Here is a 26490-nt window from a genome sequence, read left to right on the forward strand (position 1 = left end):
ATACTATAAAAAATCCGTTCCTAATTATTAGGAGCGGATTTTTAATTATTACTATTTTTGCAGCCAATTTATAGAAAAGATGAAGTACAAAAGGCTCACCAAAGAACAATTAGAAGAATTACATCAAGAGTTTATTAATTTTTTAGCTACACAATCTATTACAGCTGAAGAATGGAGTGATATCAAGGCAAATAAACCTGAAGTAGCAGAGGAAGAGATAGATGTTTTTAGTGATCTAGTTTGGGAAGGAGTTCTTAATAGCGCTCAGTTTTTAGAACATTTTTCTAAAGATCAAATACATCTTTTTCATCTTGGAGAAATGGAAATGCATTTGATTGCTATAAAAGTAAATGTAGAAGATATTGATATCACTACAAAAGAAGGATATGATTGGTTACGAAATAATTTATTAGACGATAAAGTAGCTTTCTATAATGCCAATAAAGCCTACGGAGAGAATCCAAATATGGATAAGTTTAAACTGATTCTTCAAGGTGCAAATATCACCAAAGGTGAATTGTTTCAATATTTTGATAAACTTATTGGAGATAAAGAATAAGAAAAATTATTTTTTGGTTTTAGCCAATAGTAATTTTAAACCTTTATCTGATAAAACATGACCATTAAAAGAATATGTCTTATTTGTTAAAGCGTACGTTATTTTACAAGTACTATCGTATTTTTTTCTCAGCAAAATATTATAGATATTGCTAGGGAGTGACTTGTAATCTACCTTTCGTCCCTTTATGGTTTTTAAATCTACTAGTTTAATAGTTATACCAAAAATATTTTTGAATATAAGAATCTTCTTTTTAATAGAAATCGAGTGAACCATTAGGAAAAAAATAATGGTTATTAGTATTCCATGTAATATGAATAGGTAATTTGGAATATTAAATAAGGCAGTACCAGTATACAAGGTTTTGCCTATTATTAATAGAGTAAAGATTGAAACATTAATTAAAATAAATCTGGATATCAGAAAAAAGTAATTTTTTTCAAATGTCATTTTAAGGTTTTATATCCAATTACTCATATCGTAACGATTCGATAGGATCTTGTTTTGCTGCTTTTACAGCTGGATAGGACCCAGAAACAACAGCAGTTAAAAATGAGGTAACTACTGCGGCGAAAATCGCTAACCAAGGCGTACTAAATTCAAAGCCTGAAACAGCTACAATAATAGCTCCAATTGTTATTCCTAGTATAATACCTACTACGCCACCGATTTGACCAATAATAACGGTTTCCATAAAAAATTGAGTAGAAATTGTGTTCTTTTTAGCTCCAAGAGCTTTTCGAACTCCTATCTCTCTGGTTCGCTCCGTTACAGAAACGAGCATGATGTTCATAAGTGCAATCGAAGATCCGAAAATAGTAATGATACTAATGATCCACGCTGCCCAATACAAATATCCAGTAATACTAGAGATACGGTTAATCAAGTCATCACTTCGTTCTAGACCAAAGTTATTTTCTTCTATAGGATTGAGACCGCGTATTTTTCTAAAAGTAATAATAGCTTCATCTTGCGCGCCTTCTAAAAACTGTTTATCATCTACCTTTACACTGATGTTATAGTTAATGTTTGGTAAAGTATAAATCGAACGTGCTACTTGCAAAGGAATTAAAACTTTAAGATCTTGATTGTTTCTAAAAGTTGCTCCCTTACTCTCTAAAACACCAATCACTTTAAATTTCACACCTCTAATGCTAATTGTTTTATTTACAGGATCAGTATCTTTAAAAATATTCTTCTTAAAATCTGGTCCGATTAGACAAACACGATTGTTGTTTTCTATATCAAAAAAAGTAAAATTTCTTCCAAATTCTACTTCTGTACCGCTATTTTCTAAATAGTTTTCATTAACTCCTACTACAGAAGCTTCAGGATCTGTTTTTTCATTTTCAAATTTTACTTCTGCATTTCGTGTTCCTGTGAATGAAATTGAAGTTTTAGAAAAAGGATATTGGAATTTTTCTTTAAACTGTCGTACGTTTCTATAACTAATAATAGGGTTTATTTTCTCTCTTTCGCCGCTACCACCTCTTCTGGTAGTAAATTCATAACGTTGAATATTAAAAGTATTAGAACCCATAGAGGCAAAATCTCCAGTAATGGTGTTTTCTAAAGCTCCTAAAAAAGTTAATATTCCTACTAATGCTGTAATACCAATAGCAATGATTAATACGGTAAGAATAGTGCGTAAAAGTTGTCCCTTAATAGAGTCTAAGGCAATACGAACATTCTCGCGAAAAAGTGAAAACATAATTAGTGAATTAGTATCGTTTCCTGTATAAGACTACAAAACGTCCTTAAAGTTACTCAAAAAAGTAAATTTTATTTAAATAAGTAAAACTCTTTATGTTTTTTAATATAAAATTTTAAGCTTTTTTAGATCTTTACATCCTTTAGAATGAATTAGAATTAGTGGTAAAAGTATAAATAAAGAATTGTATACTTTTGCGAAAAATTTAATATAAATATATGGCACAAAAACCTTCTATACCAAAAGGAACACGTGATTTTTCTCCAATTGAAGTAGCTAAGAGAAGTTATATTATGAATACTATTAGAGAACAATTTCAGTTGTTTGGTTTCCATCCCATAGAAACTCCAAGTTTTGAAAATAGTGAAACATTGATGGGTAAATATGGAGAAGAAGGAGATCGTCTTATTTTTAAAATATTGAATAGTGGAGATTATCTAAATAAGGTAGATGATGCATTGTATGCTACAAAAGATAGTGGTAAGATGACCTCTAAAATCAGCGAGAAAGCACTTCGTTATGATTTAACAGTTCCATTTGCCAGATACGTGGTTCAGCATCAAAATGAAATTGATTTTCCGTTTAAAAGGTATCAGATTCAACCTGTATGGAGAGCAGATCGTCCACAGAAAGGAAGGTTTAGGGAGTTTTATCAGTGTGATGCAGATGTGGTAGGTAGTAAATCTTTATGGCAAGAAGTAGACTTTGTTCAGCTTTATGATAAAGTGTTTTCTAAATTAGGTTTAGAAGGAGTTACGATAAAAATGAATAATCGTAAGATTCTTTCAGGGATTGCAGAAGTGATTGGAGCTAGTGATAAATTGATTGATTTTACGGTTGCATTAGATAAACTGGATAAGATAGGAGAAGAAGGTGTTAAAAAAGAAATGCTTTCTAAAGGTATCGAACAAACCGCCATAGATAAGGTACAACCTCTTTTTAATTTTACAGGAACTACTGCAGAGAAGTTAGCTAAGTTGAGAGAGCTTCTGAATGCCTCTGAAGAAGGTACAAAAGGAGTAGATGAATTAGAGTTTATCATAAATGCTATCAAGGAAATTCCGTTAGAAACTGCAGAACTTGATTTGGATGTTACTTTAGCACGTGGTTTAAATTACTACACAGGAGCAATTTTTGAAGTATCAGCTCCAGAAGGAGTCAAAATGGGCTCTATCGGAGGAGGTGGTCGTTATGATGATCTTACAGGTATTTTTGGACTTAAAGATGTAAGTGGAGTAGGTATTTCATTTGGATTGGATAGGATATATTTGGTTATAGAGGAATTAGGGCTGTTTCCTGATACAGTAGCTCCAGGAACTAAAGTCTTATTTATTAATTTTGGAACGGATGAGGGATTGTATAGTCTTAAAGCGGTTGCTCAATTAAGAAAAGAAGGTGTTATTGCTGAGCTATATCCTGATAGTGCAAAAATGAATAAACAAATGAAATATGCTAATAAAAGAGTAATACCGTTTGTTGTTCTTGCGGGAACTTCAGAAATAGAAAATAACAATTATACAGTTAAAAATATGAAGACTGGAACGCAAGAAACTATGAATTTTGAAGAATTAAAGTTACTTTTAAGCTAAAATTACAACCAATAAATAGACCGTACTAAAAGCAAATACTATTAACTACCCTAAAATTATAATTATGAAAAATATCTTATTGAGTTCTCTTTTATGTCTCTTATTATCTTTTCCGGTATCCTGCAAAAAGGATCCTAAAGAAGATAAAGTCGAAGTTGTGGAAGAGGTTGTTGACTCAACGGATGTTGTTGAAGTTGTGGAAGAAAAAAAACCAGTAGTAAAGAAGAAAAAGAAACCTAAGAAGAAGAAGCCAAAAACTGAGGAAATAAAATTACCTGCTGGAGCACCTTCATTTGATAGTCAGGAAGCAAAAAAGTATATCAGGGATTATGAAGCTTATGTGGCAAAATATAAAAAAGCTGTAGAGTCCAAAGCCGATTTGGACGCTTTTTTAAAGCTGAGTGAGTCTAGTACTAGCCTTACCAAACAGTACAGGAAATTAATTTCTACATTACCTGCAGAGGAAATGGAAAAGATGAGTAAGTATATGCAGGAAAAAACAAAACAAATAGATGCTTTAAGCAGACAGATGTAGTATTAGAATTCTACTAAATAACAAAAAACCATCTTAAAAGATATTTTAAGATGGTTTTTTGTTTCGATAGTTGTTCTATTTCTTATTAGTTTAGATGTTTTAGACGGATTTAGTGCATGATGGTAAGAGTTTTATTATACTTTTTAGATAATAATATATAAACTACGAATTCTTTCATAAAACCAAAAAAGCCCTTATTTCTAAGGGCTTTGTGAATTAATGTAGCGAGAGGGGGGCACGATCCCCCGTCCGCCTTAGGCGGATAAGAATCCTTACCTATAGCATTAGTTTGTCTTTTACCCAAGCTCTTCCTTTCCCAGATTTTAGGAATTTCTCTCTTTCTAGAGCTTCCTTTTTGTTTGTAAAAAACTCTATATAGGCTACCAACCAAGGTCTATATTTTATCGTGAATCCTTTTGTTGCAAGTTGATTGTGGGAGTGAAAACGTTTAATTAAGTCAGAAGTATAACCAGTATAAGTTTTATTATACTTTTTAGAAAATAATATATAAACTACGAATTCTTTCATAAAACCAAAAAAGCCCTTATTTCTAAGGGCTTTGTGAATTAATGTAGCGAGAGGGGGGCACGATCCCCCGACCTCTGGGTTATGAATCCAACGCTCTAACCAGCTGAGCTACCTCGCCAAATAGATGCTACATCATTTTAATTCGGGTGCAAATATAAAAACAAAAACCGTTGTAGCAAACAATAAAGTAGAATTAATTTTTTTCAAATATTTTTAAAGTCAATAATTAATCTATATATTGGCTTACTAACAATTTCCAATATGTCTGAAAAAATAAAATACGAGCTTGAATTTGTAATACAATCTTCTCCTCAACTATTATATCAATACATTTCTACTCCTTCAGGACTTTCTGAGTGGTTTTCTGATAATGTAAATTCACGAGGTGAAATGTTTACATTTATATGGGACGATAGTGAAGAGGAAGCAAAGCTTTTAAGTAAAAAAAGTGGTGAAAGAATTAAATTTAGATGGTTAGCAGATGACGAAGATGGGAGTGATTATTTTTTCGAAATGCGAATTCAGGTAGATGAAATTACTAAAGATGTATCCTTAATGGTTACAGATTTCTCGGATGATGATGAAATCGATGAAAATAAAATGTTATGGGAGAATATGATTAGTAACCTAAAACATGTACTAGGTTCTGCTTAATTCCTATATTTTTATAATGTATATTTGCCCCGCCCAATGATAATTGGTAATAAGGGGCTTTTTTATGATTAATATAAACGGAAATTTGTTGAAAGATAATGAAGCTACATTATCTACAGCCAACAGAGGATATGCCTACGGTGATGCTTTGTTTGAAACGATACGAGTAAATTCTGGGACTATTCTATTTTGGGAAGACCACTACTTTAGATTAATGGCTTCCATGAGGATTCTAAGAATGCAAATTCCGATGAAGTTTACACCAGAGTTTTTACAGGAAGAGATTTTAGGTCTTATAGAAGAAAATGGTTTGTCAAACTCTTCTGTTCGTGTAAAGATCATTGTAAATAGAAAAGAAGGAGGATTATATACGCCAGCTACCAATGACGTTGATTATTCTATTTCGGTAAAGCAACTTACATCGTCCTTTTATACTTTATCTGAAGATTTTTATGAAGTGACATTATTTAAAGATCATTATGTTGCTACAGATTTATTATCCACACTAAAATCTAATAATAAATTGGTGAATATTCTTGGTGGTATTTTTGCTAAAGAAAATGGATACAATAATTGTTTATTACTTAATTCCAATAAAATGGTTATTGAGGCTTTAAATGGAAATTTATTTTTGATAAAAGGGAATAAGATAAAAACTCCGCCAGTTGCTGATGGCTGTCTTAAAGGTATATTACGTAAGCAGTTAGTAAGAATTATTGAAAAGTTACCAGAATACGAAATAGAGGAAGCTTCTATTTCTCCTTTCGAATTGCAGAAAGCAGACGAACTTTTTATAACTAATGTAATACAAGGTATTCAACCTATTACTAAGTTTAGAAAGAAAGAGTATAATTTAGATATTGCTAGAAGATTACTTGGGGTATTAAATGCACAAATAAGACTGGGAAATTAATTATAACTAGGATCCGCAGGCGCGTTGGACCACAGCACATATTCTCCTCCAAGTTCGATCATTTTTTCTTTCCAGAAAGTATTATAGGATTTTCCTATAATATTCTTCTCATAAGTGTTTTTAACAATCACCCAAGAGTTAGCTTCTAATTCTTGTAGTAGTTGTTTTGCATCCCATCCAGAATACCCTAAGAAAAAACGAATTTCATTAGGTGTAATTTTATTTTCGATAATTAATTTAGATACTACCGAAAAATCACCACCCCAATAAATTCCTGAAGAAATCTCCACACTATTAGGAATTAACTCTGGAATTTTATGAATGAAATACAGATTATCCTGCTCAACAGGACCTCCGTTATAAATTTGAAATTCTGATTCTACTTCAGGAACTAAATCAGAAAGCACATAATCTAATGGTTTATTCATGATAAAGCCTATAGATCCCTGATTACTATGATCTGCTAAAAGTACGACCGAACGATTAAAAGAAACATCGCCAATAATCGATGGTTCTGCAATCAGAAGGTGTCCTTTTGCTGGTTGTAATGAAATCATAGATGGTGTAGTTTATACTAAAACTAAATAATTATTTCTAATAATCAAAAAGTATAGCCGATTTTTAGCTGTTATCCATAAAAAAAGCTCCTTTAAAAAGGAGCTCTTTATAATATCAAAAACTAACTAAATTAGTTAACTGAACTAGATAAATCTGCACCAGCTTTGAACTTTACAACGTTTTTAGCAGCGATCTTGATAGTTTTTCCTGTCTGAGGGTTTCTACCTTCTCTTGCAGCTCTTTTAGAAACTGACCAAGAACCGAATCCAACTAAAGAAACACGGTCACCTTTTTTAAGAGAACCTTCAACATTTCCTAAAAAAGACTCTAAAGCTTTCTTTGCTGCTGCTTTTGTAATTCCAGCATCAGCTGCCATTGCATCGATTAATTCTGTTTTGTTCATAATTCTGTTTTTAAATTAATTGTTGGTTAAACCAAATTTTTGTTAAACGCTCTACAAATTTATACGGATTTATGATTCGTGCAAGGATTAGCCCAGTAAATACGGGCTTTTGTTGATAACTCAAGGTGATTGTTAATAAACATATATGAATTATTGGATTTTTCTTACTCCTTTGATAGCAAGGGCTCAGCACATTTTAGCATCTTTATAAAAAGTGTACCCGTTAAGGAGTGCTTTAGCTTCCATAGCTTTTTTCCCCGGAAGTTGAATCTTATTTAAAATAATATATCCTTTTACTACCGAAACTTTGATTTTAGAATCTTCAATGATTACTTTTCCTATCTCAAAATTATGTTCTATAAGTTCTATTTCAGCTTCATATACTTTTATAGATATTTCTTCTCCTTTATTATATAGGTTACTCCAGGCAGAAGGATAAGGACTCAAACCTCTAATAAGGTTGTAAATATTTTCAATTGAGTCCTGCCAATTAATCTTGGTATTTTCTCTATGCAATTTATAGGCAGTCTTAAAAGTCTCTTCTTTTGGTTGTTTCGTAGTAGTAACCGTTTCGTTTTCTATGGCTTTAATGGTGTCAATTACCAAAGCTGCTCCTTGTGTCATTAATTTATCATGAAGTATTCCTGCAGTGTCCTGTTTTTTAATTTCTACTTCTTTTTGAAGAATGATATGACCCGTATCAATCTTTTCATCGATGAAAAAAGTAGTAATTCCAGTTTTTTGTTCTCCATTAATGATAGCCCAATTAATTGGTGCAGCACCTCGGTAATCGGGTAAAAAAGATGCATGAAGATTAAATGTACCATACTCGGGCATGTTCCATACTACTTTAGGTAACATTCTAAAGGCAACTACGATATTTAGATTTGCTTCTAAGGAAGCTAGTTCTTTTATAAAATCTTCATTTTTTAGATTCGTTGGTTGTAATATCGTTAGACCTTGGGATAGTGCATATTCTTTTACCGCAGACGCTCTTAGTTTTCTACCTCTTCCAGCAGGTTTGTCTGGAGCAGTAATAACACCAACAACATTAAATTTATTTTCTATAATTGTTTTAAGGGTTTCTACTGCAAAATCAGGTGTACCCATAAATAGAATTCGTAAGTCTCTCATGTATTTATACGAGTTGATAGTTGTTATAAGAATTTATTTTTATAATACGATGTTCGTTTAATTCTCTTAGTATTTTTAATCCTTCTTCTTCGGAGCAATCTAGTTGATGTAGCAATTCTCTTGAGGATAAGTCTTGTTTTGTTAAAAGATTGAGTATTTGTTTTTTGATTGCTACAGGATCAATAACTGATTTTTTTTTGGCAAGGCATATATCACATATTCCACAATCGACAGCATCTTGTTCACCAAAATACTTTAGCAAAAATCTACTTCTGCATATTTTCTCGTTTTGTACAAAATCAATCATTGCATTTACCTTTTTGGTTTTTGATAATCGCAATTCTGTTATATAAGGTTTTATTCTATTAATAGTATGATCATCTTCTCTAGGTACTAAAAAAGTAATATTAGCATCCGTTAGTTTATGCTTAAAAATAAGAAGTTCGGCTTCCTCTAGCTGTTTTAATGTGTCGATTACATCCGTTTCTGTACAATTAACTTTGGAAGCGATTAGTGATAGATTAACTTTTACTTCTTCGTCAAAAATACCTCCATATGTTCGCAATATTGCTTTGGTAATTAATGCTAAGTGGGGTTTTTGTTCTAGATACCCTAAAAGATGATTTCCAGTGGTAGTGATATGGATTGTACTCTTTTTGGAGTATCGTTGAGAAAAACTTAATACACTACAACGATCTAAAAACTGTAATGCATTGTAGGTTATCAGTGTGTTTAAATTATAAGTTTTGCAGAATATATTAAAATTGAAACCATGGGAAGATTGTTCACCTTCTCCATAAGATATCCGAAAATAATTGCAAAGTTTACGATAAACCAGTTTTACAAATTCTATATCGGGTAATACTTTTATAAATTGATTTTGAACGTTGCGGATATCATTATTGCTATTTAATAAGAATGCAAATGATTTGGTTCCGTCTCTTCCAGCTCTTCCTGCTTCCTGAAAATAACTTTCTATACTTTCGGGAATGCTATAATGTATAATGGTTTTTACATTCGATTTATCAATACCCATTCCAAAAGCATTGGTAGCTACCATAATAGTAATTTCCTCTTGCATCCATTGTTGGAAACGTTTGGTCTTTTCTTTTGCGTCGACACCTCCATGATAGTAAGTTGCCTTCAGTTTATTTGCGTTTAGGAAATCGCTAATCTCTATGGCAGATTTTCGATTTCGTACATAAATGATAGAACTACCTTTATATTTAGAAAGAATCCGAAGTAATTGATCATTTTTATCTAAAGTTTGGGTTACGATATATCCCAGGTTATTCCGGTAAAAAGATTGTCGGAATACTTTTGGCTGAAATAAATCTAATTCAATTATAATATCATCTACTACTTCGGGAGTAGCAGAGGCCGTAAGTGCAATTATAGGAACAGAAGGTTTTAGCTCTCTTAGAGTTCTTATCTTTTTATAAGAAGGCCGAAAATCATTACCCCATTGTGATATACAATGTGCCTCATCTACTGCAATCAGATTAATGTTCATTTTTTTTAAACGTTCTTTCACTAGATCTTGCTGTAATCGCTCTGGCGAAAGATAAAGGAACTTATAATTACCATAGATGCAATTATCTAATAGCGTATCTAGTTCAGAATATTTGATTCCACTAGTAAGCGCTATTGCCTTAATACCTTTTTGTTGTAAATGTTGTACTTGATCTTGCATTAAAGCAATTAGTGGTGATATAACAATACAAATACCTGGTTTTAAAAGGGCTGGAATTTGAAAACAAATGGATTTACCTCCACCAGTAGGTAGTAGACCAAAGACATCATTATTTTGGAGGAGCGCATTGATGATCTCTTCCTGAAAAGGTCTGAAAGAATCATAATTCCAATTTTCCTTTAATAGTTGAATAGGGGAAATCATCAATACTATTTTATAAAACGTGTTCTAATATAAAGGTACTGCGTTCTTTTACATTTCCAAAAGGAACTTCTATACAATTGTATCCAAACTTTGTATAAGTGTTTAATAAGTGAAGGTAGATTTGTTTTGCTTCCTCAAAACTTTCATATCTTTCTTCATCGGAAGTGTAAATGTCTTCCCATGGAGGAAGTATGAAAATCTTATTATACCGATACGACTTACAAGCATTAATAAAAGTTTCATCATATGTTTGATTAAACAAATCCATATAAGCAAGAACATCAGGAATTCCACGATCATAAAATGAAATTTGTTTATCACTAGCCTTAGGATCCTGATACTGATCAATTCTACCTTGTAAAAGTTGTAAGTTGAAATCGTAAGGATCATCAACAGATACAATTGGATTAGAGGTGATTTCCATTGCGTCGTTGCTAAGTTTCACCTCTTGAGTTATACTTCTAATAAATTCTGGAAAACAAAAGAAACCATCACTTTCAAGTTTGTTTATGATGGATGTTTTTCCAGTAGAAGGGCCTCCTGTAATTACTATTTTGTGTTTCGTCAAAGAAATATTTTTTTACAAATTTCGGAATTATTAAAGGATTTTGAAAATAGATTGATATGGATACCATAAAGCTCTGTTAAAGTTGAATTCTCCAGTATTTATTTTTAGTAAATTCAGAAATCAAATAATGATTTAACTGTTATTTAGACTAATTAAATACAAATCTTTAAAAATAAAATTCATGCCTGTTTATAATCTAAAAGTAAATGGTAAATTCCTTTCTGTTGATGCAGATAAGGATACACCATTATTATGGATTCTACGAGATCATTTTGATTTAGTGGGTACCAAATTTGGTTGCGGAATTGGACAATGTGGTGCTTGTACTGTACATGCAGATGGAGTAGCTACCAGAAGTTGTCTGTTACAAGTATCTGTAGCTGCCGAAATGGAAATAACGACAATAGAAGGGTTATCTGAAGATATTTCGCATCCAGTTCAACAAGCTTGGAAAGAAATAGATGTTCCTCAGTGTGGATATTGTCAGGCAGGACAAATTATGACCGCTGCCGCGTTTTTAGAGCAGAATCCAAATCCTAATAAAGAGGAGATTAGAACTGCTATGAGTGGAAATCTATGTAGATGTGCTTCCTATAATAGGATAGAAAAAGCTGTAGAAAAAGCTGCAAGTAAGCTAAGTTAACCAATTTAAATCCAAAAAAATGAAACGTATTACAACACCTTCTGTTAGTAGAAGGTCATTTATAAGAACATCCGCATTGGCTGGTGGAGGAATGTTAATTGGTTTTAACCTATTTCAGGCTTGTAAACCAGAAGCTGCGCCTCCTGTAGATATTGCTGATTTGAATTTTAATGATTTTAATGCATTTATTAAAATAGCAGATAATGGAATGGTCACTATTTTTTCTCCAAATCCAGAGATTGGGCAGGGAGTAAAAACTTCGATGCCGATGTTAATCGCAGAAGAGTTAGACGTTGCATGGGATAATGTAGTGGTAGCACAAGGTGCATTGGATACCAAAAACTTTACCAGACAAGTGGCTGGAGGTAGTCAATCTTTAAGGCATGGTTGGGAATCGTTAAGAAAAACAGGAGCTACTGCTAAGCAAATGCTAGTGAATGCTGCAGCGGCAAAGTGGGGAGTAGATCCTTCTACATGTACTACTAAAGAAGGAGTGATAACCAATAGCAATGGAGATAAACTAGGATACGGAGAAGTGGTTAAAGAAGCAGCTTCTTTGGAGATTCCTGAAGATATAACTTTAAAAGATCCTAAGGATTTTACCATTATCGGAAAAGATATTCGAAATGTAGATATTGATAAAATCGTATCTGGTAAACCTCTATATGGATTGGATTATAAGGAAGAAGGAATGCTATACGTTAGTGTAGTGAGACCACCTGCATTTGGTAAAAAACTAGAAGATTTTGACGCTACAGAAGCTAAAACGGTAAAAGGTGTTGTCGATATATTCAAGTTTGGTGATAAGATTGCTGTGATGGCCGAAAATACTTGGTCGGCGATGAAAGCTAAAAAAATCGTAAAAGCAAAGTGGAAAGATGATTCTAAACTAGAGAATACAGAAGATCATGATAAAGCATTAACTGCTCTTTTGGATGGGAGTGAGTTTGATACGATGAGGTCAGACGGAGATATTAAAAAAGCTTTTGCAAATGCTGACAAGGTTCTAGAGAGGACATATGAATCTCCTTTTCTACCACATAACTGTATGGAACCTATGAATTTCTTTGCAGATGTAACCCAAGAAAAAGTGCGTTTGGTTGGACCTATTCAAACACCAGCAGGAACTGCAAGAAGAGTAGCGGAACTATTGAATAGAAAGCCTGAAGAAGTTACCGTAGATATGACCAGAATGGGTGGTGGTTTTGGTAGAAGATTATATGGAGATTTTGCTTTAGAAGCCGCAGAGATCTCTAATATCGCCAAAAAACCAGTAAAAGTGGTATATTCCAGAGAAGATGATATGTCTGCAGGGATCTACAGACCCGCAATAAAATATAGAATTAGTGCTGCGATAAAAGATGGTAAATTAACAGGTTATCACTTAAAAGAAGCTGCAGTGAATTCTAATATGTATGGTTTAATTCCTAATTTCTTTCCTGCGGGAGCAGTAGAAAATTATCAGGTAGACGTTGCTAAATATGATAGTAATATTACCATAGGAGCATGGAGAGCGCCATACACGAATTTTCTTGCTTTTGCAGAGCAAAGTTTCTTTGATGAGCTAGCTGAAGTAATGGAAGTAGATAATATACAATTGCGACTAGACTTATTGCAGAATGTGAAAGGGCATAATGATGAAAGAATTCAATATTCTCCAGAGCGATTAGAACAAGTGATCAAAACCGCAGTTGAGAAATCTGAGTGGGGTAAAAAACCTGAAGGAGTATTTCAAGGGTTTAGTTCTTATTATTGTCATAATACTCATGTAGCCGAAGTAGCAGATGTAGTCATAGAAAATGATCAACCTGTAGTAAAAAAGATAACTTGTGTGGTTGATTGTGGTATTGTTGTAAATCCTTTAGGAGCTAAAAATCAAATTGAAGGAGGAGTTATCGATGGAATAGGGCATGCTATGTATGGAGATTTTACCTTTAAAGATGGTCAACCTCAGGATACTAATTTTAATACATATCGTTTAATTAGAATGAATGAAACACCTATTGTAGAAACACATTTTATCGAAAGTGATGTTGCACCTACAGGATTAGGTGAACCTACATTACCACCAGCAGGAGCTGCTATTGCCAATGCTATAAAAGCTGCAAAAGGTGTTCGAATGACAAAACAACCTTTTGTGAAAAATATGAAGGAAAAAGAATTGCTTGGGTAGAATATGACTCATGAGTTTAAAGAAATAATAGCTTCTTATAAAGAAGCAAAGAAAATAGGAATGCGAGCCGTCATGGCAACAGTTGTTGATATTGATGGCTCGTCTTACCGTAGACCAGGAGTTGGAATGTTGATTCTGGAAAATGGACAGATGACTGGAGCGGTTAGTGGAGGATGTGTAGAAAAAGAAGTGTTAAGGCAAGCTAAATCTGTTTTCGATTCTGGACGAGCTAAGATTATGACCTATAATGGGAGGTATCGTTTGGGTTGTGAAGGTGTTTTATATATTCTGATAGAACCTTTTCTAATTAGTTCCGAAAATATAGACGAAATAGAGTCATATTTACAATCTCGAACATCTTTTGAGATGAGTTCTTTTTATGCAAAAGAAGAGAATACGGAACTTCTTATGGGATCTACTTTGTCTTTTGATGCTACTCGTAGCTTTAGATTCTATGATGATTTTGAATTAATGTCAATAGATGATACTAATGGAATTCATTGTTTTAAAAGAGAAATGAAACCGTGCTTTCGATTAGTAATTATTGGTTCTGAGCATGATGCAGTAGTCTTGAGCGAAATAGCTCATAAAACTGGATGGGAAGTAGAGGTGGTAAATTCTCCAAAAAACCCAAAGACAATTGCTGATTTTCCTGGATCTAATAGAATCATTAATAAATCTCCTGAAGATTTAATAATTGATAAAGTAGATAAGCAAACTGCAATTGTATTGATGACACATAATTTTGCGAAAGATCTGTTATACCTGCAAGCAATCAAAGATACAAGTCCTGTGTATATAGGTTTGTTAGGACCTTCTAGAAGAAGAGAAAAACTGTTATCCGCATTTATAGAATATTTTCCTGAAGTTACAGATGAGTTTATGGATTGTATTCATGGGCCAGCCGGACTTAATTTAGGAGCAGAAACTCCACAAGAAATAGCTATTTCTATTATTGCAGAAATACTTTCTGTGGTTCGTAATCAGAGGCCTATTCCATTACACGAAAAAATAGGAGGTATTCACAGTGATTATTCCAATGATCTCGCTCATAATACAGTAAAAGATCGTTAAAGAAATAGCGCATATCATATTAGCAGCAGGAGCTTCTACCAGAATGGGATCTCCAAAGCAATTGTTACCTTGGAAAGAAGAATCTTTGATAGTATCTGAAATCAAAAAGGTTCAAAAATTATCTCAATTAGAAACTTATGTCATATTAGGAGCTAATTTTGATCTCATTAATAAGGAAATAGAACATTTACCAGTTCGTATTTTGTACAATCAAAGTTGGCAATCTGGAATGGGAACTTCTATAAGTACAGGAGTTCGACATATAATGAGTGCAACGAAGAAATATAAAGCAGTATTAATATCTTTAATTGATCAACCTTTTATAGATCTTGCGCATTTCAATAATTTGATACAGCATTATACCGAAAATCCAAATGCGATTGTAGCTACAGCAATGCAAGCTAAAATAGGAGTTCCAGCAATATTTTCTAGCATTTACTTTGAAGAATTATCAGAGCTTAAAGAAGATTTTGGAGCAAGATATATTATTAAGAAATATGAGGATAAGGTTATTACCTTAGATGGTAAAAATAAGACGGATGATATGGACACAATCGAACAATATCGGTTGTTAATTAAAAGGCTAAAAGAGTAATATATCACTTCTTAATATATAAAAGAGAAGGTGTATCTTTGCCCAAAAATTTTGTAATAGATGAGTGACCCTTCAAAATCTGAAGAATTTTATAAAAAATTAAAAGCCCAATTAGCAGATACGGCCCTTTGGCCAACAAACTATTTGTATAAGTTTATCGTTCCTACAGAAACTGAAAAAGTGAATCAGGTAGAAGAGATTTTTAATAATCTTGGTGCTGTGATTACTACCAAACAGTCCAAAAATGGAAAATACACTAGTGTTTCTATAAACGTTCGCATGAAAAACCCGGACCATGTTATTTCTAAGTATAAAGAAGTAGCGGATAAAGTAGAAGGTGTAATTTCTCTATAAAAGGAATATTTTTAGATTCATTTTGAGCATACTAATATTATTTTAGTATTTTGCAAACAAATATTGAGCCGCCTAAAAGTCAGGATATATTACTTACCATTCCTTTTTGTAGATGCTCAAGACTACTACTTATACATTTTATAGACTTTAACAATCATATGAGTATAAATAATTTAGAATATAATACCGAACGGGATAAGTTGATTATTCCAGAGTATGGTCGTCATCTTCAAAAAATGATTGATCAAGCTGTTGAAATAGAAGATAGAGAAGAGAGAAATAAGGTAGCAAAAGCGATTATAGCGGTTATGGGAAATCTTCAACCTCATTTAAGAGATGTTCCAGATTTTCAACATAAACTATGGGATCAGCTTTTTATTATGAGTGATTTTAAACTTGATGTAGAAGCTCCTTATCCTATACTCACAAAAGAAAAGTTAGAAGAAAGGCCAGAGCCTTTAGAATATCCTCAGAATTTCCCAAAATATCGATACTACGGTAATAATATCAAGAGAATGATCGATGTTGCAATAAGTTGGGAAGAAGGAGATTTAAAAACTGCGCTTACGTATACAATTGCCAATCATATGAAGAAATGTTATCTCAACTGGAATAAGGATACGGTTGATGATCAGGCAATTTTTAATCATCTTTTGGAATTAAGTGATGGTAAAATAGATCTTCGTAATAGTAGTGAGGATTTAAGTACTTCTACTGATCTACTTAGAGGAAAAAAGAAAAACTATCGTGGAGGTTCTGGAAAAAAGAATTATCGAAGCGGTGGTAATAACCGAGGAAAAAAACGTTATTAACCAAAACATTACCTTAACCAATCAACTTTTATGAGTACTTTTCAGATAGAAGGAGGGCATCAGCTCAAAGGTGAAATTACACCTCAGGGAGCGAAAAACGAAGCCTTACAAATTCTTTGTGCAGTATTATTAACTCCAGAAAAAGTTACGATTTCTAATATTCCAGATATTAGAGATGTAAACAAATTAATAGAGATTCTTAGAAATTTAGGAGTAAAAATTCAGAAACTTGGAAAGGGTAAATATACCTTTAAAAGTGATGAGCTGAATCTAGAGTATCTGGAGAGTGAGCAATTTAAGCAAGAAGGAAGTGGATTAAGAGGATCTATAATGATAGTTGGGCCGTTATTGGGCCGTTTTGGAAAAGGATACATCCCAAGACCAGGAGGAGATAAAATTGGACGTCGTAGATTAGATACTCATTTTGAAGGATTTATCAATTTAGGAGCAGAGTTTAGGTATAACAAGGAAGAACGTTTTTATGGCGTAGAAGCTCCAGAAGGTCTTACAGGTACTTATATGTTATTGGATGAAGCCTCTGTTACAGGAACGGCTAATATCGTAATGGCTGCAGCATTAGCTAAAGGAAAAACAACAATATACAACGCTGCTTGCGAACCGTATTTACAACAACTTTGTAAAATGATTAACTCCATGGGTGGTAAGATTCAAGGTGTTGGATCTAATTTGCTAACTATCGAAGGAGTTGAATCTTTAGGTGGATGCGAACATAGAGTATTGCCAGATATGATCGAGATTGGTTCTTGGATCGGTCTTGCTGCTATGACCAAAAGTGAAATTACGATCAAGGATGTAAGCTGGGATAATCTTGGTATTATTCCAAATACATTTAGAAAACTTGGTATCACTCTAGAACGTGTAGGAGATGATATCTACATACCTGCGCATACTGATGGTTATCAAATTGAAAGTTATATAGATGGATCCTTTATGACAATTGCCGATGCTCCATGGCCTGGATTTACTCCAGATTTGTTAAGTATTGTACTGGTTGTAGCTACACAAGCTAGAGGAGAAGTAATGGTACATCAGAAAATGTTCGAAAGTCGATTGTTTTTTGTAGATAAATTGATAGATATGGGGGCTAAGATCATTTTATGTGATCCACATAGAGCAACTATTATTGGTCATGATTTTAAATCTACATTAAAAGCAACCACTATGGTGTCTCCAGATATTAGAGCTGGAATTTCTTTGCTAATAGCGGCTTTAAGCGCAAAAGGAACATCTACGATTCATAATATTGAGCAGATAGATAGAGGATATGAAAATATTGATGATCGATTGAGAGCCATAGGAGCTAAGATTATTAGAATGGACTCATAAGTAAAAGATCTACTTATATTGAAAAAAACAAAAAGAGGAACTAAACTGTTCCTCTTTTTGTTTTAATCCTTTAAATCATGGTCACTCTAACTTTTTTCTTTTTTAGTCGAGTATTCGTAACCTGTTCGATTACTTTTTTTGCTTTAGAAGCCTTTACGGCTGCAAAAGCACAATCAGGTTTGATTTCTATAATCCCTAATTCATCCCTGTGTAACTTTCCTTGTTTTATAAAAAGACCAGCAATATCTCCTTTGGATATTTTGTCCCTTCTTCCTCCAGAAATAAATAATGTTTTCCATTCAGATCTATTCGGAATGGGAGCATCTATCAATTCTTCTACTTCAACTTCATCTATAAAATCAGGAAGTATTTCTTCTTCCCATTGCAGGATATAAGCGGTCCCATTAGCATTCATCCTTGCTGTTCTACCATTTCTATGTGTGAATTCCTCACGCTTCATAGGTAAATGATAATGTATAATATATTTGATTTCGGGAATATCAATTCCTCTTGCAGCAAGATCTGTAGCAACGATTATTTGATGTGTTCCATTTCGGAATTTTATTAAGGCTCGTTCTCGATCTTTTTGTTCCATACCTCCATAAAAACAACCATGATCTATCTTGTTCTCTTTTAAAAATGCGCTGACACGTTGTATAGAATCTTTGTAATTACAGAATATAATTCCAGGCTGATTCCCAATGTGTTTAATTGTTTTTACTAATACTGGTAATTTGTCTTTAGACTCAGAGATAACTCTTTTTTGCGTTAATTGAGAGGTAGCTTGATCTAGATAATTGATTTTTATTGGATTGTGAAGTCTCACAAAATCTGGTATTGTAGACTCTTGCGTGGCAGAAGTAAGTACTTTTTTCTTGATATTGGGTAATGCATTGATAATCTCTATCATTTCTTTTTCGAAACCTACTTCCAATGATTTATCAAATTCATCCAAAACAATAGTGGTAAGATGAGCTACTGAGATGTTATCCCGTCGAAGTCTATCGGCAATCCTACCGGGAGTTCCAATAAGAATCGCAGGACGATGTTTTAAATCTAATTTATCTTGTGAGCCCGATCTTCCTCCATAGACGGCATTGATCTTAAATCCAGTTCCCATATCTCTGGCAACTTTTTCTATTTGTATCGCAAGTTCTCTAGACGGAACTACTATAATCGTCTGGATTTCTTGGCAATCAACATCTAGATTGGCAAAGATAGGTAACAGAAAAGCAATAGTTTTTCCTGTTCCAGTTGGAGACAATAAAATGACATTATCGCTGGAACTAATTGCCAATCCTGCTTCTTCTTGCATAGGATTAAGCTTATCTATACCTAGTTTTTTTAAAAATACCTGCTGGTTTTGATCTGTAAATGACATTTTGCAAATGTACAGGTTACTGAAAGATTAACTACTGTTTTTCTAACTATTATAAAACTATCTTTAATTGATTTTTTCGAATAAAAACTGTAACTTGAATTACACAAATATTTTGAAATTAAAATTATCTACTTGTGTATTTAGGTGAAAATTCCCTAAATTTATAAAACGACTAATAATATCTTTAGTGATTTTGTCGCTAACAGATACTTCCACAAATCCAAATAGTACAGGCTCGATTAAGATTTTATAATAAGTTTTAAATTAGATATATAATGAAAAGAATTTTAGCGATTGATGATCAGCAACTAATACTATTATCTTTAGAGAAACATCTTACGGATTTAGGATATGAAGTAAAATGTGCGGATAGCGGACAAGAAGGATTACGTCTTTTTGATTCTTTTGACCCTGATCTTATCATCGTGGATATTAATATGGATGGAATGTCTGGTTTAGAAGTGATAGAAACCGTAAAAAGAGAAAAAAAACCTGATGTAAAGGTATTAGTACTTTCCGGAAATAACGATGAAGATACCATCATTAATGGTTTTGATTTAGGGATCGATGATTATATGAAAAAACCTCTGTCATTGAATGAAGTTTCGGTTAGAATAGGTAGGATTTTAGGGGTGAAGAAAGACAGGATTCCTAGCGATGATTCCAAAGGTAAAATACTACAAAGAAATTGTGTGGGAGTGGTAATTCCGTGCTACAATGAAGAGAAAAGATTGTTAAGTAAGGAGTTTATAGATTTTACAAATAGTAATCTAGGATATCATTTGTGTTTTGTAAATGATGGTAGTACAGATGATACGCTTAATGTTTTATTAGAGTTACAAAAAGGCAGAGAAGATAATATTAGTGTTTATAATTGTGAGAAAAACGGCGGAAAAGGTGAGGCAGTGAGACAAGGAGTATTGCATATGGCAAAAGATAAACAGTTAGATTATATAGGATATCTAGATGCCGATCTTTCTACAGATTTCAAGGACTTTGATGATTTGGTAAAAACAATAGCCTCTTCTGATTTTAAAATTGTAAGTGGATCCAGAATGAGTAGGATGGGAGCGGATATCACCAAGGAATCAGCACGTAAAATAATTAGTAAAACTATTAATCTGATCATTCGTAATATATTGGGTATGTCATTTAATGATACTCAATGTGGCGCCAAGATAATGGATAAAGAGGTTTTTAACGAGTTATTTAAAGAAAAGTTTATTACCCGATGGTTATTCGACGTGGAGATTTTTATGAGAATGCGAAAATTTTATGGAAAGAAAAAAGCAATTTCTTATATATGTGAACAACCACTTAAAAGATGGATTCATGCTGATGGATCCAAATTATCCATGAAAGATTCTGTGAAAATTGTTGGACAATTGGGGCAAATAGCATACCACTACAGTTTAAAAAAGTAGCAGGGTAAATTTTATAGTGTTTCTGCTAAATAGGTGGTGATATTAGTTAAGATATTTTCAAACTCCTCTTTTAGTACTTCAGAGGATTCTTTTAGATTATCTTCATATTTCTCTGCAACATCATATCCTTTTTCTAATCCTAAGATGCTAATTTTGTGTTTAAGCTTATGCACATCTTCTGCTGCTTTTGTATAATTTTTTGATTTTATACTTAAAAAATATTTTTCTTTTTCTTCAGGAAACTCTTTTCGAATTACTTTAAAGATCTTTTCTTCAAAGACTTTATCTCCGTTAGATAGTTTAGTAATAAAAGATAGGTTTGGTTGCTCCATAAATCAAATCTATGTTTAGTTTTTAATTGTTTGGCATACAGTTTTTTATAAAGATTGTGTGTTGGTGTAAGGGGAATTTACCTCTAATTTAAGAACAAAAATTATGAAAAACTACAAGTTTTTATCAAAATATGCCTAGGCATATTTATGAATAATAGTTTCGTTTTTTGATTATAAATCACTTTCCATGATTGCATACTACGTAGATTTTTGAATTTAGATGTAGGTGATCTTCCTAGTTATTAACAAAAATTGCAGTTATCAACATAGTTATTAATAATAATAGAAAGAAATAACTTACATTAAGGTCTTTTATAAATTAATATAATTAATTTTATCCGAAAAAATTAACTTTTAAACAATTTATAAACATAAATTAAACAATAATTTTGTTAAATTGTTAATAACTATGTATATTTAGCTTGTTTAATCTTTAAATCACACAGTTATGAATCACCTTTATTCTTCTATTGAGCTTATTTTGAAAAGTGCAGTTGATTTTTTAAGAGACCTTCCCGGAGCATCTAGTTATGCGATCCGTAAATAATAAATTGTTTAGTTGTAGTTTATAAATAGTCGAAAAAGGTTACTTCTTGTAAGTGGCCTTTTTTTTTATACTATAAACTCATTCCTCTTCTAATACTTGGTCTTTATATAAATATTTTGTTCTTTCGTTGATATAGCAATAAGTATTGAAAGATTTAGAAGAAAAAATACGGTCTTTTACACCAGTTAGCGATTCGGATATGGAATTTGGGCTTCAGTTTTATAAAAAAGAAACATATAAAAAAGGAATGTTTCTCGTAAAACCAGGGCAATATATCCGGGATTTCTATTATATGAAGCAAGGTTGTGCTACCTATTATACTGTAGAAGATGGTGTAACAAGGGTTATGGAGTTTTATACGGAGAACACTTTTTTTACGGATTTATATCCTTATATAGAAGAAATACCTTCAGAATCATATTTGGAACTTACAGAAGATTCAGTAGTTTATGCGATATCTAAAAGTGATGCATTAAAAGTTTTTGATCATTCTCATGCATTAGAGCGCTTTGGGCGATTGTCCATGCAGAAGGCCTATATAAATAATTTTCAAAAAATTAATCGCATTAAAAATTTGTCAAATCAGGAACGATATCTTCAGTTGTTGGAAAAAAGGCCTTCACTTTTTCAACGAGTTCCCCAATATATGATTGCTTCTTATCTAGGATTGACACCAGTAGGACTTTCAAAAATAAGAAAACGTCTTAGTCAGCAATAGAGCTTGTTTTTGTTATATCGAAAACCTAAGGAAATCTTAAATTTCTCATTTATTAAACATGTTTAATGAGAATGTATTAAATATTCACGAAATTTAATGAGTTGTCAATAATCAACTTCTTAAAACTTCGTACAATGGCTAATCAATATGTAGATATAGATACTTTAAAATTCTTTTTATATGACGTTCATCATTTAGAAGAGGTATTACAGCAAGAACGTTTTGCCGATCATGATAAAGATTCGTTGAATTTGTTTATAGATTCGGTAAAAGAATTTTCGGATAGAGAACTATTTCCGTATTTCAAGGAAATGGATGAAAAACCTGCGTATCACAAAAATGGTGGAGTAGTGGTTCATAAACAGGTAGAAGTAATGATGAAAAAAGGTGGAGAAATGGGACTCATTTCAGGAACCTTTGACTATGAGGCGGGAGGATTGCAAATGCCTATGATGGTTTATACAGCCTCTTCTTTTATTCAGGATGCAGCCAATAATCACTTACCTGGTTATGTAGGCTTAACCTTAGGAGCGGCAGAACTCATCATTCATTTTGCTAATAAAGAATTGAATGACACATACGTTCCCAAGATGTTATCTGGTGATTGGGGAGGAACAATGTGTTTAACAGAGCCCCAAGCTGGTAGTTCACTCTCGGATGTGGTTACAAAAGCTTCACCACAGGATGACGGCTCTTATAAAATTTCAGGACAAAAAATATTTATTTCTGGAGGAGACCATCAATATGCAGAAAACTTTGTCCATTTGGTACTCGCACGTATTGAAGGGGCTCCAGCAGGAACAAAAGGAATTTCCTTATTTATTGTACCTAAAAAACGACTTGATGGTAAAGGAGGACTTATTAGTAATGATGTAACTACGGTTGCAGATTTTCAAAAAATGGGTCAACGCGGTTATTGTACTACACACTTAGGTTTTGGCGATGCAGATGATTGTAAAGGCTGGTTGGTTGGTGAAGCGCATCAAGGACTGAAATATATGTTTTTGATGATGAACGGTGCAAGAATCGCTGTAGGAAGAGGTGCAGCGGCAATTGCTACAGCAGCTTATCATGCCTCATTACAATATGCAAAAGAACGTCCGCAAGGAAGAAAGCTAGCAAGTACCGGAAAAAAAGATCCTGAACAAGGCCAGACGTTAATTATCAATCACCCTGATGTTCGTAGAATGCTTTTATTGCAAAAAGTAATTGCAGAAGGTTCACTAAGCTTGGTATTGTTAGCTTCAAAATATTATGATCTTAAAGAGACTGTTACAGATCCTTTAGAAAAAGAAAAATATAGCTTATTGTTAGAATTGATCATTCCGATGGTAAAAACATATCCTTCAGAGATGGGAGCACAAGCTGTTTCTAATGGTCTACAGGTATTAGGTGGATATGGGTTTTGCGCAGATTTTATATTGCAGCAATATCATAGAGATATAAGAATATTTCCAATTTACGAAGGTACTACAGGTATACAATCTCAAGATTTACTAGGTAGAAAGCTTTTAATGGAAAATGGAAAGGCTTTAGAATTACTTACTAAGGAAGTAATGCTAACTATAGAAAATGCATCTAAGTTCGAAGATCTAAGAAAATATGCAAATACCCTTGGAGGTAAACTTCAATTAGCTCAAAAAGTAATTGGATTTTTAGTCGGTTTTGCTAAAAAAGGCGATTACGAAAGATTTTTATCTGATGCTTCTCCTTTTATGGAATTTTTAAGTAATATCACCCTAGCTTGGGTTTGGCTAGAAACAGCAACTTTTGCTAAGAGCAAATTGGTTTCTGGCGCTTTAAAATATTCAGAAGAGTTTTATGAAAGTAAAATTCATGCAATGCGGTTTTATTATAAATACGAGTTGCCAAAGACTACTGGATTAGCAGAAATTCTAACGAATGAAGAAGTACTTACAGTAGCAACTGAAAAAGAGATCTTACATTAATTTATCCCACAATTTAAAAATTATTAATTCATTAAACACCTAATGAAGAGTATACAACAATCATTCAATTTAAAAGGAAAAGTAGCTATCATAACTGGTTCTAGCAAAGGAATTGGAAAATCAATCGCTCAAGGATTGGCAGAATATGGAGCCAAAGTGGTTATAAGTAGTAGAAATCAGGAAGCGGTTGATAATGTCGCAGAAGAGTTCAATAACAATGGTTTAGAAGCGATTGGAGTTGCTTGTCACATTGGTAAAGCAGATCAGCGTAAAGAGCTAATAGAAAAAACCATAGAACATTATGGCGGAGTGGATATTTTGGTGAACAATGCAGCTATTAATCCTATTTATGCTCCAATTGAAGAAGCCGAAGAGGAAGTTTTTGACAAGATTATGGATGTAAATGTAAAAGCACCTTGGCTATTATCTAATCTGGTATTGTCTTCTATGAAAGAAAGAGGAGGTGGTAGTGTAATTAATATAGCCTCTGTAGAAGCTTTGCATCCAGGAGCTGGTTTAGGTTTATACAGTACGAGTAAAGCGGCTTTACTAATGTTAACCAAGAATCAAGCTAAAGAATGGGGACAATATGGTATCAGAGCGAACGTAATTTGTCCAGGACTTATCAAAACTAAATTCAGTGCTGCTCTTTGGCAAAATGAAAAATTACTTAATAAAATAGAAAAATCATTGCCTTCATCTCGTATGGGAATGCCAGACGAAATGGCAGGGATTGTTTGTTTACTAGCTTCAGATGCTGGAGCTTATATGACAGGAGGAGTGTATACCGCGGACGGAGGTTATATGATAGCAGGTTAATCTTGAAACATAGATGTTGAAATAATAATTATATATATGAATTTCGATTACTCAGAAAAAATTATAAATCTTCAAGAGAGACTTACTTCGTTTTTTGATGCGCATATTCTGCCTGTAGAAAAGGAGGTTAATGAATTTCTGTATCATCCTGATAATCTTTGGAAACCATGGCCTGGTATGGAATCATTAAAACAGAAAGCCAAGGAGGAAGGTTTATGGAATTTATTTCTACCCAAAGCGTATGGAGATCTAAGTCCTGGATTAACAAATCTGGAGTATGCTCCTCTAGCAGAAATTATGGGGCGCATTTTATGGTCTTCAGAAATCTTTAATTGCAGTGCGCCAGATACGGGGAATATGGAAGTTTTGGCAAAGTATGGATCAAAAGATCAGCAAAAACAATGGTTAACGCCTTTGTTAAATGGTGATATTCGTTCTGCTTTTTTAATGACAGAACCTCAAGTCGCTTCTTCGGATGCAACAAATATCGAAACATCCATAGTGAGTGATGGAAATGACTATGTAATCAATGGTAGAAAATGGTGGTCTTCTGGCGGAATGAACCCTAATTGCAAAATAGCTATTGTAATGGGTAAAACAGATCCACAAGCTCCAAGGCATCAACAACAAAGTATGGTCTTAGTACCTATGAATACACCTGGATTAAAAATAATTAGACCTTTATCGGTTTTCGGCTTTTATGATTCACCAGAAGGGCATGCAGAGATCTTACTAGAAAATGTTCGTGTTCCCAAAGAAAATTTGATTCTGGGAGAAGGAAGAGGTTTTGAAATAGCACAAGGAAGACTAGGCCCTGGACGTATTCATCATTGCATGCGTCTTATCGGAATGGCTCAGAGATCTTTAGAGCTAATGTCAAAACGAGCTTCAGAACGTATAGCTTTCGGAAAAACATTTAAAGATTATAGCAATATTAGACAAGAAATTGCAAAATCACAATGTGATATTGAGCAAGCTAGATTATTGACACTTTCTGCAGCTGATAAGATGGATAAATTTGGGAATAAATCATCCAAAGATTTAATTGCTATGATTAAAGTAGTAGCTCCTAAAATGGCATTGAAAGTAATTGATAGAGCCATGCAAATTCATGGTGGAAAAGGTGTGGGTCCAGATACTCCATTAGCACATTTTTTTGTTGCTGCAAGAATGCTAAGGTTAGCAGATGGACCAGATGAAGTACATATGTACCAATTAGGAAAAAGTATTATAAAAAAATACGCTGAGTAATATATAAAATCAACGCTTTTTA

General features: G+C 33.1%; 26 protein-coding genes and 1 tRNA gene. 17 read left to right on the forward strand and 10 right to left on the reverse strand.

The genetic code is table 11. From position 1 onward, the window contains the following. The first annotated feature begins 79 nt into the window (after positions 1–79). On the forward strand, positions 80–559 hold the full coding sequence (locus Q1A73_RS01435; RefSeq protein WP_299600716.1) for a DUF6495 family protein: 480 nt from the start codon (positions 80–82) through the stop codon (positions 557–559). 469 nt (positions 560–1028) lie between these two features. On the opposite strand, the gene Q1A73_RS01440 is transcribed toward Q1A73_RS01435, so the two are convergent. Continuing rightward, the gene (locus Q1A73_RS01440) at positions 1029–2270 is read right to left on the reverse strand and encodes an ABC transporter permease (RefSeq protein ID WP_299600718.1); all 1242 of its coding nucleotides are present in this window, start codon (positions 2268–2270) and stop codon (positions 1029–1031) included. A 218-nt stretch (positions 2271–2488) separates the two neighbouring features. Between Q1A73_RS01440 and hisS the strand changes: the two genes are divergently transcribed. Together hisS and Q1A73_RS01450 are read left to right on the forward strand one after the other, a co-directional pair. Beyond that, positions 2489–3859, forward strand: coding sequence for a histidine--tRNA ligase (gene hisS / locus Q1A73_RS01445; RefSeq protein ID WP_299600720.1), 1371 nt, complete (start codon positions 2489–2491; stop codon positions 3857–3859). Between the two features lie 64 nt (positions 3860–3923). Continuing rightward, on the forward strand, positions 3924–4394 hold the full coding sequence (locus Q1A73_RS01450) for a hypothetical protein (protein WP_299600723.1): 471 nt from the start codon (positions 3924–3926) through the stop codon (positions 4392–4394). Positions 4395–4670: 276 nt separating this feature from the next. Here Q1A73_RS01450 and Q1A73_RS01455 read toward each other — a convergent pair whose 3' ends face one another. After that, entirely contained in the window at positions 4671–4922 is a 252-nt protein-coding gene (locus Q1A73_RS01455) for a GIY-YIG nuclease family protein (protein ID WP_299600726.1), read from the reverse strand. A gap of 44 nt (positions 4923–4966) precedes the next feature. After that, positions 4967–5040, reverse strand: a tRNA-Met gene (locus Q1A73_RS01460). A gap of 143 nt (positions 5041–5183) precedes the next feature. On the opposite strand from Q1A73_RS01460, the gene Q1A73_RS01465 reads away from it, so the two are divergent. Both Q1A73_RS01465 and Q1A73_RS01470 read left to right on the forward strand, forming a co-directional pair. Next, positions 5184–5576: an START-like domain-containing protein gene (locus tag Q1A73_RS01465; protein WP_299600729.1), complete on the forward strand. Its 393-nt coding sequence runs from the start codon at positions 5184–5186 to the stop codon at positions 5574–5576. A gap of 64 nt (positions 5577–5640) precedes the next feature. After that, entirely contained in the window at positions 5641–6489 is an 849-nt protein-coding gene (locus tag Q1A73_RS01470; protein ID WP_299600731.1) for an aminotransferase class IV, read from the forward strand. On the opposite strand, the gene Q1A73_RS01475 is transcribed toward Q1A73_RS01470, so the two are convergent. The 5 genes from Q1A73_RS01475 to Q1A73_RS01495 form a co-directional block, all read right to left on the reverse strand. After that, the gene (locus Q1A73_RS01475; protein WP_299600733.1) at positions 6486–7046 is read right to left on the reverse strand and encodes a YqgE/AlgH family protein; all 561 of its coding nucleotides are present in this window, start codon (positions 7044–7046) and stop codon (positions 6486–6488) included. The genes Q1A73_RS01470 and Q1A73_RS01475 overlap by 4 nt on opposite strands. Before the next feature lie 131 nt (positions 7047–7177). After that, entirely contained in the window at positions 7178–7450 is a 273-nt protein-coding gene (locus Q1A73_RS01480; protein ID WP_027391128.1) for an HU family DNA-binding protein, read from the reverse strand. 186 nt (positions 7451–7636) lie between these two features. Then, complete coding sequence (gene fmt, locus Q1A73_RS01485; RefSeq protein WP_299600736.1) at positions 7637–8584, reverse strand: methionyl-tRNA formyltransferase; 948 nt, start codon at positions 8582–8584, stop codon at positions 7637–7639. Positions 8585–8588: 4 nt separating this feature from the next. Further along, positions 8589–10481 carry an ATP-dependent DNA helicase RecQ gene (locus Q1A73_RS01490; RefSeq protein WP_299600739.1) on the reverse strand — a complete coding sequence of 631 codons (1893 nt, stop codon included), beginning with the start codon at positions 10479–10481 and terminating at the stop codon, positions 8589–8591. A 10-nt stretch (positions 10482–10491) separates the two neighbouring features. Further along, positions 10492–11049, reverse strand: a complete 558-nt coding sequence (locus Q1A73_RS01495) for an ATP-binding protein (RefSeq protein ID WP_299600742.1) — start codon at positions 11047–11049, stop codon at positions 10492–10494. A gap of 181 nt (positions 11050–11230) precedes the next feature. Here Q1A73_RS01495 and Q1A73_RS01500 point away from each other — a divergent pair, with 181 nt between their 5' ends. The 7 genes from Q1A73_RS01500 to murA all read left to right on the forward strand — a co-directional run bounded on the left by Q1A73_RS01500 (position 11231) and on the right by murA (position 18047). After that, a complete protein-coding gene (locus tag Q1A73_RS01500; protein WP_299600745.1) occupies positions 11231–11692 on the forward strand; it encodes a (2Fe-2S)-binding protein in 462 nt (153 codons plus the stop codon). Positions 11693–11711: 19 nt separating this feature from the next. Next, on the forward strand, positions 11712–13865 hold the full coding sequence (locus Q1A73_RS01505) for a molybdopterin cofactor-binding domain-containing protein (protein WP_299600747.1): 2154 nt from the start codon (positions 11712–11714) through the stop codon (positions 13863–13865). Between the two features lie 3 nt (positions 13866–13868). Beyond that, a complete protein-coding gene (locus Q1A73_RS01510) occupies positions 13869–14939 on the forward strand; it encodes an XdhC/CoxI family protein (RefSeq protein ID WP_299600749.1) in 1071 nt (356 codons plus the stop codon). Between the two features lie 16 nt (positions 14940–14955). Continuing rightward, on the forward strand, positions 14956–15534 hold the full coding sequence (locus Q1A73_RS01515; protein WP_299602579.1) for a nucleotidyltransferase family protein: 579 nt from the start codon (positions 14956–14958) through the stop codon (positions 15532–15534). Positions 15535–15594: 60 nt separating this feature from the next. Then, on the forward strand, positions 15595–15888 hold the full coding sequence (locus tag Q1A73_RS01520) for a DUF493 family protein (protein ID WP_299600752.1): 294 nt from the start codon (positions 15595–15597) through the stop codon (positions 15886–15888). Positions 15889–16046: 158 nt separating this feature from the next. Continuing rightward, complete coding sequence (locus Q1A73_RS01525) at positions 16047–16700, forward strand: DUF4290 domain-containing protein (RefSeq protein WP_299600754.1); 654 nt, start codon at positions 16047–16049, stop codon at positions 16698–16700. Positions 16701–16730: 30 nt separating this feature from the next. Continuing rightward, complete coding sequence (gene murA, locus Q1A73_RS01530; RefSeq protein ID WP_299600756.1) at positions 16731–18047, forward strand: UDP-N-acetylglucosamine 1-carboxyvinyltransferase; 1317 nt, start codon at positions 16731–16733, stop codon at positions 18045–18047. 70 nt (positions 18048–18117) lie between these two features. Here murA and Q1A73_RS01535 read toward each other — a convergent pair whose 3' ends face one another. Then, positions 18118–19428 (reverse strand): DEAD/DEAH box helicase, encoded by a 1311-nt coding sequence (locus Q1A73_RS01535; RefSeq protein WP_299600759.1) that lies wholly within the window; start codon positions 19426–19428, stop codon positions 18118–18120. A 275-nt stretch (positions 19429–19703) separates the two neighbouring features. On the opposite strand from Q1A73_RS01535, the gene Q1A73_RS01540 reads away from it, so the two are divergent. Further along, positions 19704–20852 carry a response regulator gene (locus tag Q1A73_RS01540; RefSeq protein WP_299600762.1) on the forward strand — a complete coding sequence of 383 codons (1149 nt, stop codon included), beginning with the start codon at positions 19704–19706 and terminating at the stop codon, positions 20850–20852. Positions 20853–20863: 11 nt separating this feature from the next. Here Q1A73_RS01540 and Q1A73_RS01545 read toward each other — a convergent pair whose 3' ends face one another. Continuing rightward, positions 20864–21184: an Hpt domain-containing protein gene (locus Q1A73_RS01545; RefSeq protein WP_299600765.1), complete on the reverse strand. Its 321-nt coding sequence runs from the start codon at positions 21182–21184 to the stop codon at positions 20864–20866. Between the two features lie 692 nt (positions 21185–21876). Here Q1A73_RS01545 and Q1A73_RS01550 point away from each other — a divergent pair. From Q1A73_RS01550 to Q1A73_RS01565, 4 genes are all read left to right on the forward strand, one after another. Further along, on the forward strand, positions 21877–22449 hold the full coding sequence (locus Q1A73_RS01550; protein ID WP_299600767.1) for a Crp/Fnr family transcriptional regulator: 573 nt from the start codon (positions 21877–21879) through the stop codon (positions 22447–22449). A gap of 134 nt (positions 22450–22583) precedes the next feature. Beyond that, positions 22584–24398: an acyl-CoA dehydrogenase gene (locus Q1A73_RS01555; RefSeq protein WP_299600769.1), complete on the forward strand. Its 1815-nt coding sequence runs from the start codon at positions 22584–22586 to the stop codon at positions 24396–24398. Positions 24399–24440: 42 nt separating this feature from the next. Next, positions 24441–25217: a glucose 1-dehydrogenase gene (locus Q1A73_RS01560; RefSeq protein ID WP_299600771.1), complete on the forward strand. Its 777-nt coding sequence runs from the start codon at positions 24441–24443 to the stop codon at positions 25215–25217. 36 nt (positions 25218–25253) lie between these two features. After that, positions 25254–26468 (forward strand): acyl-CoA dehydrogenase family protein, encoded by a 1215-nt coding sequence (locus tag Q1A73_RS01565; RefSeq protein WP_299600773.1) that lies wholly within the window; start codon positions 25254–25256, stop codon positions 26466–26468. Positions 26469–26490 lie beyond the last annotated feature (22 nt).

The organism is uncultured Aquimarina sp. (genome assembly GCF_947492115.1).
In the GTDB taxonomy this organism is placed as follows: Bacteria; Bacteroidota; Bacteroidia; order Flavobacteriales; family Flavobacteriaceae; genus Aquimarina.

What these genes read in the sequence shown, in the direction of transcription:
- Q1A73_RS01510 (WP_299600749.1), top strand. Translation starts at nt 13,869, where the DNA reads ATGACTCATGAGTTTAAAGAAATAATAGCTTCTTATAAAGAAGCAAAG.
- Q1A73_RS01455 (WP_299600726.1), bottom strand. Translation starts at nt 4,922, where the DNA reads ATGAAAGAATTCGTAGTTTATATATTATTTTCTAAAAAGTATAATAAA.
- Q1A73_RS01560 (WP_299600771.1), top strand. Translation starts at nt 24,441, where the DNA reads ATGAAGAGTATACAACAATCATTCAATTTAAAAGGAAAAGTAGCTATC.
- Q1A73_RS01565 (WP_299600773.1), top strand. Translation starts at nt 25,254, where the DNA reads ATGAATTTCGATTACTCAGAAAAAATTATAAATCTTCAAGAGAGACTT.
- Q1A73_RS01490 (WP_299600739.1), bottom strand. Translation starts at nt 10,481, where the DNA reads ATGATTTCCCCTATTCAACTATTAAAGGAAAATTGGAATTATGATTCT.
- Q1A73_RS01545 (WP_299600765.1), bottom strand. Translation starts at nt 21,184, where the DNA reads ATGGAGCAACCAAACCTATCTTTTATTACTAAACTATCTAACGGAGAT.
- Q1A73_RS01505 (WP_299600747.1), top strand. Translation starts at nt 11,712, where the DNA reads ATGAAACGTATTACAACACCTTCTGTTAGTAGAAGGTCATTTATAAGA.
- Q1A73_RS01525 (WP_299600754.1), top strand. Translation starts at nt 16,047, where the DNA reads ATGAGTATAAATAATTTAGAATATAATACCGAACGGGATAAGTTGATT.
- hisS (WP_299600720.1), top strand. Translation starts at nt 2,489, where the DNA reads ATGGCACAAAAACCTTCTATACCAAAAGGAACACGTGATTTTTCTCCA.
- Q1A73_RS01475 (WP_299600733.1), bottom strand. Translation starts at nt 7,046, where the DNA reads ATGATTTCATTACAACCAGCAAAAGGACACCTTCTGATTGCAGAACCA.
- Q1A73_RS01535 (WP_299600759.1), bottom strand. Translation starts at nt 19,428, where the DNA reads ATGTCATTTACAGATCAAAACCAGCAGGTATTTTTAAAAAAACTAGGT.
- Q1A73_RS01450 (WP_299600723.1), top strand. Translation starts at nt 3,924, where the DNA reads ATGAAAAATATCTTATTGAGTTCTCTTTTATGTCTCTTATTATCTTTT.
- fmt (WP_299600736.1), bottom strand. Translation starts at nt 8,584, where the DNA reads ATGAGAGACTTACGAATTCTATTTATGGGTACACCTGATTTTGCAGTA.
- Q1A73_RS01555 (WP_299600769.1), top strand. Translation starts at nt 22,584, where the DNA reads ATGGCTAATCAATATGTAGATATAGATACTTTAAAATTCTTTTTATAT.
- Q1A73_RS01540 (WP_299600762.1), top strand. Translation starts at nt 19,704, where the DNA reads ATGAAAAGAATTTTAGCGATTGATGATCAGCAACTAATACTATTATCT.
- Q1A73_RS01470 (WP_299600731.1), top strand. Translation starts at nt 5,641, where the DNA reads ATGATTAATATAAACGGAAATTTGTTGAAAGATAATGAAGCTACATTA.
- Q1A73_RS01480 (WP_027391128.1), bottom strand. Translation starts at nt 7,450, where the DNA reads ATGAACAAAACAGAATTAATCGATGCAATGGCAGCTGATGCTGGAATT.
- Q1A73_RS01500 (WP_299600745.1), top strand. Translation starts at nt 11,231, where the DNA reads ATGCCTGTTTATAATCTAAAAGTAAATGGTAAATTCCTTTCTGTTGAT.
- murA (WP_299600756.1), top strand. Translation starts at nt 16,731, where the DNA reads ATGAGTACTTTTCAGATAGAAGGAGGGCATCAGCTCAAAGGTGAAATT.
- Q1A73_RS01465 (WP_299600729.1), top strand. Translation starts at nt 5,184, where the DNA reads ATGTCTGAAAAAATAAAATACGAGCTTGAATTTGTAATACAATCTTCT.
- Q1A73_RS01520 (WP_299600752.1), top strand. Translation starts at nt 15,595, where the DNA reads ATGAGTGACCCTTCAAAATCTGAAGAATTTTATAAAAAATTAAAAGCC.
- Q1A73_RS01440 (WP_299600718.1), bottom strand. Translation starts at nt 2,270, where the DNA reads ATGTTTTCACTTTTTCGCGAGAATGTTCGTATTGCCTTAGACTCTATT.
- Q1A73_RS01435 (WP_299600716.1), top strand. Translation starts at nt 80, where the DNA reads ATGAAGTACAAAAGGCTCACCAAAGAACAATTAGAAGAATTACATCAA.